Consider the following 12,190-nt stretch of genomic DNA (forward strand, 5'->3'; position numbering starts at 1 on the left):
ATAAAAAATACTTCACAAAAAGTGAAGTATTAACCTACTTTTTTATAAAAATTTACCATAAAACTTTATTTTAGTAAACATTAGATAAAATATCCTCAATTATGCCAAAATGGCTATATGGAGATGTTAATGGAAAATTACGGTGCTAGTAATATTAAAGTCCTTAAAGGGTTAGAGGCTGTTCGTAAAAGACCTGGTATGTATATTGGTGACACAGGTCATAGAGGTCTACATCATTTAGTTTATGAAGTTATTGATAATTCAATTGATGAGGCAATGGCAGGTCATTGTGACACAATAAATATAACTCTTACTAAAGAAAATACTTGTAGAGTAAGCGATAATGGTCGTGGTATTCCAACAGATATGCATCCAACTGAAGGAATGAGTGCAGCAACAGTTGTTTTAACTGTACTTCATGCTGGTGGAAAATTTGATAAAGACACTTATAAAGTTTCCGGTGGTCTTCATGGTGTTGGTGTTTCAGTTGTAAATGCTTTGTCATCTGATCTTAAAATGACTATTTACAGAGAGGGAGAAATATTCGAACAAAATTTCAAAAAAGGTATTCCTCAAGAAATTTTGGCTGTTACAGGAAAAACTAGAAAAACTGGAACAACTATTGAATTTTCCGCAGATCCTAGTATATTTACTGATACTGTAACTTTTGAATATGAATATTTATCAAAAAGATTTAAAGAATTAGCATATTTAAATCCATTTATTACAATTATATTTAAAGATGAACGTACAGATAAAAAAGAAGAATATCACTTTGAGGGTGGTATAGCTCAGTACGTTGCAGATATGAATAAAAAAGCTGTAATTGCTCAAGTTTATTCATTTACTGCTAAAGTAGAAGATATAGAGTTTGATATAGCACTTATGTATAATGAATCTTATGAAGAAAAACTTGCATCGTTTGTAAATAATATCCGCACACCAAATGGTGGTACACATGAGGCAGGTTTTAGAGCTGGTCTTACTCGTGTTATATCAAATTATAATGCTCAAAATGGTGCAGCAAAAGAAAAAGATACGAAAATTTCTGGTGAAGATGCAAGTGAAGGTCTTATTGCAATTGTTTCTGCTCGTGTTCCAGAACCACAGTTTGAAGGTCAAACAAAAGGTAAACTTGGAAATACTTATGTAAGACCGTTAGTACAAAAACAGACTTATGAACTTCTTTCAAAATATTTTGAAGAAAATCCTATAGAAGCAAAAGCTATAGTATCAAAGTCACTAATGGCTGCACGTGGACGTGAAGCTGCAAAAAAAGCAAGAGAACTTACTCGTAGAAAAGATTCTATGAGTGTTGGAACCCTTCCTGGTAAACTGGCTGATTGTCAAAGTAAAGATGCTAGCATTTGCGAACTATATCTGGTGGAAGGGGATTCTGCTGGAGGTTCAGCTAAAATGGGTCGTGATCGTGTTTTTCAAGCAATTTTACCACTTAAAGGTAAGATTCTTAATGTTGAAAAAGCAAGATTGGATAAGATTTTAAAATCTGAAGAAATTACAAACATGATTACAGCAATGGGTTGTGGAATTGGTGAAGAATATAATGAGGAAAAGCTTCGTTATCATAAACTTATAATTATGACGGATGCGGATGTTGATGGATCTCACATTCAAACTCTTTTATTAACATTTTTCTTTAGACATTTTAGAAGTGTGATTGAAAATGGATATTTATACTTAGCTCAACCACCTCTTTATCGTTATAAAAAAGGTAAAAAAGAGATTTATTTCAAAGATGACAGAGCAATGAATGATTACCTAATTGAAAATGGTATTGAGTCTCTAGATGTTGAAGGAATTGGTGATAATGACTTAGTTTCATACTTTAGAATGGTAGATCATTATAGAGGTTCACTAGTTGCACTAGAGAGACGATATGCATTAGTTGATTTGATTCGTCACTTTATAGAAAATCCAGACTTAATAGGTTTAGATATAAAATCAATGTATGAAAAAGTTGAGAAATTTTTAGTTGATAATGGAAATAATATTTTAACTAAGAGTATTACTGATGAATATATTCACATTTTTGTTCAAACAAAAGATGGAATGGAAGAGTTACTTATAAATGATGATTTATTTTCTGCACCACACTTTAATGAAGCAAGTTTTGTTTTCAAAAAGATACAAGAATGGAATATAAACTTTGATGAGGATATATTAGTAGTTCTTGAAAATATTAACGAGTACGCTAAAAAAGGTGCATATATACAACGCTATAAAGGTCTTGGTGAGATGAACCCTGATCAGCTTTGGGAAACAACAATGACACCAGAAAATCGTGTTTTACTTCAAGTACAAATAGAAGATGCAGAAGTTGCATCTGACGCATTTACTCTATTTATGGGTGATGAAGTTGAACCTCGTCGTAACTACATAGAAACACACGCTAAAGATGTTAAACACTTAGATGTTTAACATCTAAAATCAGGTCGGTACTTTATAATGCTACTTCCACAAACAAAAGAGAGAGAGTACCGATTCAGATTAGCGTTAAGGATGGGACTTCCCATCTTTGCAATGGTCCTTATCTTAGTCTCTCATAGATTAATTACAAGTTATAAAAATTTAGATTCATCATTTTATATAGAAGTTATTCTGCTTTTAGCTTTTAGTATTTATTTTATCTTTTATATAATATATAAAAGTTTTGATATAAGAATTACAGAATCTGTAACAAAAACATTTACTAGAGAATATCTATATAAATATTTAAAAAAAGAACTAAAAGCTAATAATGAATATACACTGCTTCTAATCAGCATTGATAACTTAAGCGACATAAATAGTCGTTATGGTATTAAAAATGGGGACAAAGTTCTAAAACAAGTTGTTTTATGGACAAGTGAATATCTTAAAAGTAAAGAGATAACTAACTTTCCGATGGGTCACATAAAGGGTGGAGATTTTGTAATTGGACTTAGGGGTTCAAAAAATGAATATTCAACTATATTAGAATTAATGTGCCTTAAAAGTGATGAGTTTACTGTAGATGATATAGAAGTTAAAATTAGCGGAGCTATTACTGATAAAACGTTTTCTGATGAACTTGATTATTTAGTGGAAAATCTTTTTGAGATTCAAGAAAGAAATAGAAATCAAAAATTACTTTTTCAAAATACTCAAGAAATTAGCCCTCAAAAACAAGAATCTTTTGTTATAAGCGCAATTAAAAACAGATCTTTTATTGTAATGACACAAGATGTTTTTGAAGATGAAGTATGTGTTATTAAAGAATGTTTTGTAAAATTAAAAACACCAAATTCTGAAATAATTCATCAAAAAACATATATGAAGGTTTTAGACAAACTAGGGTTAATGGTTGATTTTGATTTAATGATACTAGAACAAAATATAGCTAAGTGCTGCTCAGATTCAAAGGAGATATTTGCTATGAATATCTCTCCAAGTTCACTTAGAAATCCAAGTTTTATGTTTAGGGCAAAAGAACTTTTAAATGCTAATAGTGAGATAAAAAATAGACTTATATTTTTACTTAGTGAATCACACTATTACTCACAAGTAAGTAAGTATAATTCTACTCTAAAAGTATTACGAGATATGGGTGTTATTATTGCTATAGATAGGCTAGGAGCGATTCATACAAGTTTTCTATACCTAAGAGACCTTGACATAGACATGGTTAGGTATGACTCATCTTATACAAAAGAAATAAAAGATGAAAAATATAATAGTGCAATAGATGGTTTTAATGTTATGGCACACAACAGAGGTGTTAAGACATGGATAAGAATGGTTGATTCACAAGAAATTAAAGATGAAGCTAAAGAGCTAAAAATAGATTATATACAGGGCAATTTTATGGCTCCTGTTGAAAAAAAATATGAAAACTAAGATAAGGAAAATAGTATGAAATACGGTGAAAAAATAGTTAATGAATTTGATATAGAAAAAGATTTAGAGATATGGCCAAATCAACATAAGAGAAATTATCTTATAAAAATGACTCTTCCGGAATTCTCTTGCCTTTGTCCTAGAAGTGGATATCCTGACTACGCTACCATATATCTTGAGTATACGCCAGATGAGTGGGTAGTTGAACTAAAAGCAATGAAGTTATATATCAATTCATTCAGAGACAAGCATGTATCACATGAAAATAGTGCAAATGAGATATATGAAACACTGGAAAATAAAATAAAACCTAAATATATGAAGATAGTTGCCGATTATAACCCACGTGGAAATGTTCACACAGTTATCGAAATAGATAGCTCAAAATTATAGGAGTGTAGTTCCTCCTTTCATCTTAGAAAGAAGATAAAGATGTTTTCAAAAATACTTGGTAAGATGAAAAGTTTTTCATCTGATAAAAATCAAGAACACAGAGATTTAGTTGAAAAAATTTCAAAAATGAATCTAACAGATATGAGAGCATATATAAATAATAGAGTGCCCGATTTACAAGTAAATGAAGATGGTCTAATAGTAATTTTAAATAAACTACTTGAAGTGGATGAAAAAACATCTAAAAGGTATATTGAAATTGATGATATGGATAGTAAAATCAAAAATGGTTTTGATCTGGTTCTGAGCATTTTAACAAATAAAAAAGTTACTGTTAGCAGTATTGAGTTAGTGAATGAATTTTTAGAAAAATCAAGAGATATTATTCAAAAGTATGACACAGAAAATAAGCAGATTTACTGTTCAAAATTTAAAGATTCTATATCATTAGCAGTTAGAAATATGAATGCAAAGAGTGAATTTAAAAATAAATTAAATGTTATTGGTGGTTAAGTAAATAACTTCTTAACCATGTTATAGCATCTTTATGAGAGCTAAATTTACCATGCATCTGAGCTTCATAAGCATCTTCTAGTATATCTGAGAAATCACAAGAAGGTTTCATTCCAGATGTTATCAGATCTCTTCCGCGTAAAAAAGCTGGCATTTGTTTATTTAAAATATTTAACTCTTTTGCCCTTTTTTTTATATTATTACCTAGCCCATATAAAGACTCAGACAAAATAATAATTTCTTCAATATTTACTTTAGTTGAGAGTTTAAAAAGGTCATAGTCATTAAAACTATTTAAGCAGAATGATTTAATTGCATTTAGATTTTCTACTAGTACTAATACTCGATTTAGTATCTCTTTATCGTTTGATAACTTAGATATAAAATCTTGTATTTGGAAAGAGTTAAAGTCATAACACAGAGATGCTAACATCAAAATTTCGTTTGTTTTATCGTTAGTAGTTTTAAGCTGCACGATTTTATCAAGTGCATGCATAGAACAATACCAAGTTTGTTTTTCTCTTAATGCTAAAGAAGGAAAATATTTTAAAGCACCTAACTCTTTTAATAGTTCAAAACCTAAAGACGGCTTAGTAGATTTTAGTAAATTTTTTTTGATTTCATCGTAAATTCTCTCTTTTGCCAGTTCACAGAGTGAATTTTGCTTTATCATAGTTTTTGAGAGTAAAAATAGTTCTTTATCCATTTTTAAATTGAACCTAGAGCAAAATTGTACAGCTCTTAAAACTCTTAATGGGTCTTCAATAAAGGTCTCTGTATCTACCATTTTAAGGGTTTTATCATTTAAATCATTTATTCCATTAAAAGGATCAAGTATGGTTTTATTTACTACATCATATCCGATGGCATTAATAGTAAAGTCTCTTCTTCTAGTTGCCGTAATAAAATCTAGATCTTTTTCAATTTTTACATCAAAGCCTGAGTGTCCAGATGATATTTTTGAGTCGATTCTTGGTAGAGTAAAGTCTAAAACAAAGTTGTCAATTTTTAGCTTACACACACCAAAACTTTTCCCAACTTTGTTGATACTACCAAACTCTTTTAAAATATTTTCTAATTTTTCAAAAGATGAGACATTATAAACTTCAATATCTATATCATCTGAGTCAATATTTAGTAAAAAGTCTCTGATAAATCCACCAATGATGATTGCTCTAGCACCATTATTTTCTAGTTTTTCAAAGATTTTATTCAAAAAATTTGGATACTCAATCATTTTTTACTCAATTATTTGATTTATGCTATTAATATGATATAAGCATATTTTAGTTTTTGTTTGGTTTATAGAATATAATGAACTTATTATATCAATTTATTTGGGCATATTTACAATAGTAATATTGGATATCTAAAAGTATATTAATAGATTTTGCAAGATATAACATTAATTTTGGTATAATCGCGAAAATTTTCCACATAAAAGGAAGTATTAATTACTTCCTTATAAATTTTGGAAAGTATCAATGGAGAAATACTAAATGCAAAAGATTAGAAATATTGCAGTAATTGCACACGTTGACCACGGTAAAACTACACTGGTTGATGGACTACTAGAACAGTCAGGAACATATGGAGCTCATGAAGCACATGCAGAAAGAGCAATGGACAGCAATGATTTAGAAAAAGAGCGTGGTATCACGATCCTTTCTAAAAATACGGCTATTCGTTATAAAGATTACAAAATTAACATTATTGACACTCCGGGTCACGCTGACTTCGGTGGAGAAGTTGAACGTGTTCTTAAAATGGTAGATGGTGTTTTAGTTCTTGTTGATGCTTATGAAGGTGTTATGCCACAAACAAAGTTTGTTGTTAAGAAGATGTTAGCGTTAGGTAAAAAACCTATTGTTGTTATCAATAAGATTGATAAACCTTCAGCTGATCCAGAGCGTGTTGTTGATGAGATGTTTGACCTTTTTGCTGCAATGGGTGCAACTGATGACCAGCAAGATTTCCCAATTATTTATGCTGCTGCTCGTGATGGTATGGCTAAAATGGATATGAGTGATCCTGATGGAGACTTCACATGTATTTTTGATGCTATCCTAGAACATGTTCCTGAGCCAGAAGGTGATAGAGAAAACCATACTCAAGCACAGGTATTTACACTAGATTATGATAACTATGTTGGTAAAATCGGTATTTCTCGTATTTTCAACGGTGTTGTAAGAAAAGGTGACAATATTATGCTTGCAAAAGCTGATGGCGAATTTACAAAAGGTAAAATTACTAAACTTATTGGTTTCCATGGTCTTAACCGTATGGAAATTCAAGAAGCTGAAGCTGGTGATATTGTTGCGTTTGCAGGAATTGAAACTGTTGATGTCGGAGATACTATTTGTGATCCAGCTAACCCAATGCCACTTGATCCGATGCACATCGAAGAGCCAACTTTAACAGTTGTTTTTGCAGTAAATGATTCTCCTCTTGCTGGTCAAGAAGGAAAACACGTTACTTCTAACAAACTAAAAGAGCGTTTAGAATTTGAGATGAATACAAACGTTGCAATGAGACTTGAAGTTGTTGGTGAAGGTAAATTTAAAGTTTCTGGTCGTGGTGAGCTTCAAATTACAGTTCTTGCTGAAAATATGCGTCGTGAAAATTTTGAGTTTAGTATATCTCGTCCAGAAGTTATCGTTAAAGAGATCGAAGGCGTTAAATGTGAGCCATTTGAGCATCTAGTTATCGATGTTCCTGAAGAATTATCTGGTAGTGTTATTGAGCGTCTTGGTAAGAGAAAAGCTGAGATGAAATCAATGCTTCCAATGGGTCAAGGTTTCCAAAGAATAGAGTTTGAAATTCCTGCTCGTGCACTTATCGGTTTCCGTGGACAATTCTTGACAGATACTAAGGGTGAAGGTATTATGAATCACTCTTTCTTAGAGTTCCGTCCATATTCTGGTACGGTTGAGTCAAGAAGCTATGGTGCTTTAATCTCTATGACTCCAGGTTCTACTTTAGCATTCTCACTATTTGGTATTCAGGATCGTGGTGTTCTTTTTATCGGTGTTCAAACTGAAGTTTACGAAGGTATGATTATCGGTGAGCATTCACGTTCAAATGATTTAGTTGTTAACCCGATTAAGGGTAAGGCTCAATCAAATGTACGTAGTTCAGGTGCTGATGAAGCTATTAAACTTATCCCGCCTCGTGACATGTCTTTAGAACGTGCTCTAGAGTGGATTGAAGATGATGAGCTTCTTGAAGTAACTCCTAAATCAGTTCGTATTCGTAAAAGATTCTTAACTGAAGCAGAGAGAAAAAGACACTCTAGAAAATAGAGTATCTAACTTCCATATGCTTCTTAGCATATGGAATCATATAGTTTAGTCTTTATCATGAAGTATTTTATCTAAGATATTAAATACTTCATCACTTCCTTTTTCCATCTCTTTAAATGCCTCTGTAAGAGCATCTAAATCAACATTTTTTTCAACAATGAGATCAAAAACTTTGTGTGTACCATTATGTACTGTTGCATGTGGAGTCTCTAGTTTAGAATATGATGGAGTTTGTGCAAACATCTCATGACCTTCACCTTCATAGTACCATTTACCCAAACGACAGTTATGGTGATCAACAAACTTAAATTTCTCTTCCTTTGTAGCTGCAGAGTAGTAAGTATTTGTTTTCCACAGAATATGGTCTAGTTTTGCTAGAGACATAAAGATACGATCTGTTGTAAAGCCAATTGTTTTAAATGATACCTTCATCTGCTGTGCGTCATCTTCAAGGCAAGAGTTTAGCTCAGTTATTAGTTCATTTGAGCCACTTATACCTGTCTGAATCTCTGTAAACTGCTCTGACATGCTGTCAACATCTTGTTTCATGCTCTGAAGTGATATATTAATCTCACTAACCGCTTTATCTGTTCTGTCTGCAAGTTTTCTAACTTCATCAGCAACAACAGCAAATCCACGACCATGCTCACCTGCGCGAGCAGCTTCAATAGCGGCATTCAGTGCAAGAAGGTTTGTCTGATCTGAAATATCTTTGATAAGGGCTAGAATAGTTGTAATATCATTTGTTCTCTCTGCTAATCCATGAACTGTATGCATAGAGTTGTCAGATAGCTCATTCAGTCTATCCAGTGTTGCTACAACATTATTTGTTTTTTCACTTATATTAGAAATACTTTCAACTAAATTATCAGTATTACTAAGTGATTTTTTAGAAGCACTTACTGATTCAGCCATATTTCCCTGAATATCCATGAGATTTAATCTTAGATGCTCGTTTTGCATCTCCATTAAGCTGTCTGCCGTACTTCTTGCAGATTGTTGGCTCTTGAAATGTAGCTCACTTTCTAGTTCTTTTATGCGATGATGAAGAGCAGTATTATCGTTTTGCAGTGATTCATTAGCCTCTTTTAAGTTGTTAAAATCAGATAATGGTACACCAGAGTTTGAAAATAATCCCATGGAAATTCCTTTTTTGTGAGTATCTTATAATAAAATAAATATTCTTTATCAACGATTCTATCTAACATGTGATAAAAGAAATATTAAATAACTATAAGTATAATTTATATAATTTATTTTTTGTGTGATTTTAGAAGAACATTATAAATACATTTAATATGATGAAAATTATCAAACATGAATCTATATGTATGTTTATTTGGTCTAACAAATACAATTTATTTTTTATAAGTGAGTCTGTAACTAGATTGTTTTATTATGTTCTATCAAATATTTTGTCATATCTTCAATAGATAAAGGACGTGAATAGTAGTAACCTTGAATAAACTGACAACCATTTTGCAAGATAAAATTTTTCTGCTTCTCCGTCTCTACACCTTCAGCAATTACCTTAAGGTTCAAACTGCTACAAAGGCTGATAATAGTCTTTGTTATCGCTGCATCATCAGCATCTTGAGGTAGATCTTTAATAAATGATCTGTCTATCTTTAGTTTGTCAATAGGGAGTCTTTTAAGGTAAGCCAGTGAAGAATAACCTGTTCCAAAATCATCAATAGCAATAGAAATGCCTAAATCACTCAATTTTTGTAGAGTCTCTATAGAGGCTTCAGGGTTATTCATAATCTGATTTTCTGTTAGTTCAAACTCTATATTTTTATATGAGCAATCTTCACAATCAAGTATATTTTCAATAAACTCTATAAAATCATTTTCTTCTATTTGCTTAATAGCCAAGTTTAGTGCAAGTTTTCCAGGATTAAGACCAGCTTTGTCCCACTTTTTAAACTGAGTAAGTGCTTTTTTCATTACAAGTCTGTCTAGTTGAACAATCATTCCTGTGATTTCAGCAAGAGGAATAAATTTATCCGGATAGATAAAGCCCATTATTGGATGCTCCCATCTTACAAGAGCTTCCATACCAACTAATTTATTTTCTCTAGCATCTATCTGTGGTTGAAAATATACAACAAGTTCATCTTCTTCAAGAGCTTTTCTAAGTGCTGTTTCTAAAAATACTCTCTCAAATGCTCGCTCAGTCATTGCCTCATCATAAAAACAGTAAGTATTTCTTCCATCACCTTTGGCCTTGTACATAGCTGCATCTGCATTTTTTAAAAGTGAAGATGCACTGTTTCCATCATTTGGATAGACAGAAACACCTATACTCATACCTACATATAAAGTATGCCCATTTATTTCCATTGGCTCTTTTAGAGCCTCCATCCCACTTGTGATAATATCTGACATATCTTCTATATCGATAATATCATTAAGTATGATACAAAATTCATCTCCACCCAGTCTTGATAGTGTATCAGACTTTCTCATCTGATTTTTCATTCTGCGACTTACTTCAATTAAAACTTTATCACCTACGCCGTGACCTAAAGAGTCATTTATCTCTTTAAAATGGTCTAAGTCTATAAAAAGTAAAGCTACTTTATTGTCGTATCTTTGCGCTATATTGATTGATTGTTGCAGTCTGTCCATAAATAGGACACGGTTTGGAAGATCAGTAAGCGAGTCATGGTTAGCTTGATATTCTAACTGTTCTCTCTGTTCATCAAGTATTTTGAGATTTTTTTCTAGATCTAGTTGTGTTTTTTTGAGGTTTGTTATATCGCGACCGGCACCAACTGTGCCAATTGTTTTCCCATCTTCATCATAAAAAGGGGCTTTATATACTTCTAGGTAGAGTAATTCACCTTTTACATTGCCGTACTCTTCAAACTTCATAGCTTCACCATTCTCTATGACAACTTGATCAGAGTTAAAACATAGCTCACCAAATGTATGCCAGTTTAGTTTGTCACTATTAGCTTCTCTCTCTCTTAGGGCAAAAAAAACATCGCCCTTGCCAATAGGTTCATCTGTATCTTTTGCCATTAAAAGACCATCACATATTGCTTTATTAGCATATAGATATTTGCCATTTAAGTCTTTAACCCATAGCATATCGGGTAGTTGTTGAGTTAAAAGTTTTAGTAATTCTGAGTTGTGTTCTTTGAGGTCAGAGAGTTTAAATGGCATAGAATGTCTCCAAAAATACTTTTTAAGGACATTCTACAGTAATTATTAAAAAATTGAAACTATATTACTCAAGCTTATATATTAAAATCTTCTTTTATAGCCATGACAGTACGGTAGAGAGCCTTTTTTATTGTAATAATTCTGATGACCTTCATCGGCTTTGTAAAACTCTTGCTTGTCTAATATTTTTGTCGCTACATTAAAACCATTTGTTTCAAGTTGAGCTATAAGTTTACGAATAGTGTTTTTCTCATTATCATTATTTACAAAAACAGCTGATAGATATTGTGACCCTATATCTGGACCTTGACCGTTTGTCTGAGTTGGATCGTGAATCTCAAAGAAAGTTTTTGCAACCTGCTCATAAGATATTTTACTTTTGTCATAGATAACTTCAACAGCTTCCAAGTGACCGGTTCTACCGCTAACTACTTCATAATAGCCTGGATTTTTAACATGTCCACCCATAAAACCTGAATGTACTTCTTTTACACCATCTAGCTTTTCCAAGTAGTACTCGACTCCCCAAAAACATCCACCTGCAAAATATGCGTAAGACATATTGTTATCTTTGGCATCGGGAGTCGTATCTAATTTTATTGAGATAGAGTTTACGCAGTGTCTAGTGTTTTTATCAGTAAAACCTTCACCTTCAAAAACATGACCCAAGTGTCCGCCACATGTAGCACAGACTATCTCAACACGTCTGCCGTCGGCATCTGGAACTCTTTTTACAGCTCCAGGGATTGCATCGTCAAAACTTGGCCAACCACAGTTTGAGTTAAACTTGTCGCTTGATTTGTAGAGTGGTGTCTCACAGATTTTACATGTATAAGTGCCATTTGATTTCTCATTTGTGTATTTACCACTATACGGTGCTTCCGTACCTTTGTGAATAAGTACATATTTCTCTTCATCGCTAAGTTGTTCTATTT

General features: G+C 32.1%; 9 protein-coding genes and 1 pseudogene. 5 read left to right on the forward strand and 5 right to left on the reverse strand.

Features of this window, described 5'->3' with window-relative positions:
• Nucleotides 1–129 precede the first annotated feature (129 nt).
• The 4 genes from gyrB to SMGD1_RS06285 are packed head-to-tail and all read left to right on the forward strand — an operon-like array spanning nucleotide 130 to nucleotide 4,782.
• On the forward strand, nucleotides 130–2,439 hold the full coding sequence (gene gyrB / locus SMGD1_RS06270) for a DNA topoisomerase (ATP-hydrolyzing) subunit B (RefSeq protein WP_008336979.1): 2,310 nt from the start codon (nucleotides 130–132) through the stop codon (nucleotides 2,437–2,439).
• A gap of 27 nt (nucleotides 2,440–2,466) precedes the next feature.
• On the forward strand, nucleotides 2,467–3,876 hold the full coding sequence (locus tag SMGD1_RS06275; protein WP_241761449.1) for an EAL domain-containing protein: 1,410 nt from the start codon (nucleotides 2,467–2,469) through the stop codon (nucleotides 3,874–3,876).
• A gap of 15 nt (nucleotides 3,877–3,891) precedes the next feature.
• A complete protein-coding gene (gene queF, locus SMGD1_RS06280; protein WP_008335519.1) occupies nucleotides 3,892–4,269 on the forward strand; it encodes a preQ(1) synthase in 378 nt (125 codons plus the stop codon).
• Between the two features lie 39 nt (nucleotides 4,270–4,308).
• On the forward strand, nucleotides 4,309–4,782 hold the full coding sequence (locus SMGD1_RS06285; protein WP_008336624.1) for a hypothetical protein: 474 nt from the start codon (nucleotides 4,309–4,311) through the stop codon (nucleotides 4,780–4,782).
• Here the strand turns inward: SMGD1_RS06285 and SMGD1_RS06290 are convergent.
• Entirely contained in the window at nucleotides 4,769–5,998 is a 1,230-nt protein-coding gene (locus SMGD1_RS06290) for a CCA tRNA nucleotidyltransferase (RefSeq protein ID WP_241761450.1), read from the reverse strand. The genes SMGD1_RS06285 and SMGD1_RS06290 overlap by 14 nt on opposite strands.
• Before the next feature lie 283 nt (nucleotides 5,999–6,281).
• Here SMGD1_RS06290 and typA point away from each other — a divergent pair, with 283 nt between their 5' ends.
• Nucleotides 6,282–8,084 carry a translational GTPase TypA gene (typA, locus tag SMGD1_RS06295; protein WP_008336900.1) on the forward strand — a complete coding sequence of 601 codons (1,803 nt, stop codon included), beginning with the start codon at nucleotides 6,282–6,284 and terminating at the stop codon, nucleotides 8,082–8,084.
• Nucleotides 8,085–8,129: 45 nt separating this feature from the next.
• On the opposite strand, the gene SMGD1_RS15160 is transcribed toward typA, so the two are convergent.
• From SMGD1_RS15160 to SMGD1_RS06310, 4 genes and pseudogenes are all read right to left on the reverse strand, one after another.
• Complete coding sequence (locus SMGD1_RS15160) at nucleotides 8,130–8,612, reverse strand: CZB domain-containing protein (protein WP_394357045.1); 483 nt, start codon at nucleotides 8,610–8,612, stop codon at nucleotides 8,130–8,132.
• A pseudogene (locus tag SMGD1_RS15165) lies at nucleotides 8,598–9,224 on the reverse strand (methyl-accepting chemotaxis protein); the annotation flags it as partial. The gene SMGD1_RS15160 and the pseudogene SMGD1_RS15165, both read right to left, overlap by 15 nt.
• A 243-nt stretch (nucleotides 9,225–9,467) precedes the next feature.
• Nucleotides 9,468–11,255 (reverse strand): sensor domain-containing protein, encoded by a 1,788-nt coding sequence (locus SMGD1_RS06305; protein ID WP_008336932.1) that lies wholly within the window; start codon nucleotides 11,253–11,255, stop codon nucleotides 9,468–9,470.
• An 81-nt stretch (nucleotides 11,256–11,336) separates the two neighbouring features.
• Nucleotides 11,337–12,188 carry a bifunctional methionine sulfoxide reductase B/A protein gene (locus tag SMGD1_RS06310; protein WP_241761510.1) on the reverse strand — a complete coding sequence of 284 codons (852 nt, stop codon included), beginning with the start codon at nucleotides 12,186–12,188 and terminating at the stop codon, nucleotides 11,337–11,339.
• Nucleotides 12,189–12,190 lie beyond the last annotated feature (2 nt).

The organism is Sulfurimonas gotlandica GD1, from assembly GCF_000242915.1.
GTDB lineage: Bacteria > Campylobacterota > Campylobacteria > Campylobacterales > Sulfurimonadaceae > Sulfurimonas > Sulfurimonas gotlandica.

Bases quoted from the DNA above. Each gene is read 5' to 3' on its own strand.
- gyrB (WP_008336979.1), top strand. From the start codon at position 130: ATGGAAAATTACGGTGCTAGTAATATTAAAGTCCTTAAAGGGTTAGAG.
- SMGD1_RS06275 (WP_241761449.1), top strand. From the start codon at position 2,467: ATGCTACTTCCACAAACAAAAGAGAGAGAGTACCGATTCAGATTAGCG.
- queF (WP_008335519.1), top strand. From the start codon at position 3,892: ATGAAATACGGTGAAAAAATAGTTAATGAATTTGATATAGAAAAAGAT.
- SMGD1_RS06285 (WP_008336624.1), top strand. From the start codon at position 4,309: ATGTTTTCAAAAATACTTGGTAAGATGAAAAGTTTTTCATCTGATAAA.
- typA (WP_008336900.1), top strand. From the start codon at position 6,282: ATGCAAAAGATTAGAAATATTGCAGTAATTGCACACGTTGACCACGGT.
- SMGD1_RS15160 (WP_394357045.1), bottom strand. From the start codon at position 8,612: ATGTCAGAGCAGTTTACAGAGATTCAGACAGGTATAAGTGGCTCAAAT.
- SMGD1_RS06305 (WP_008336932.1), bottom strand. From the start codon at position 11,255: ATGCCATTTAAACTCTCTGACCTCAAAGAACACAACTCAGAATTACTA.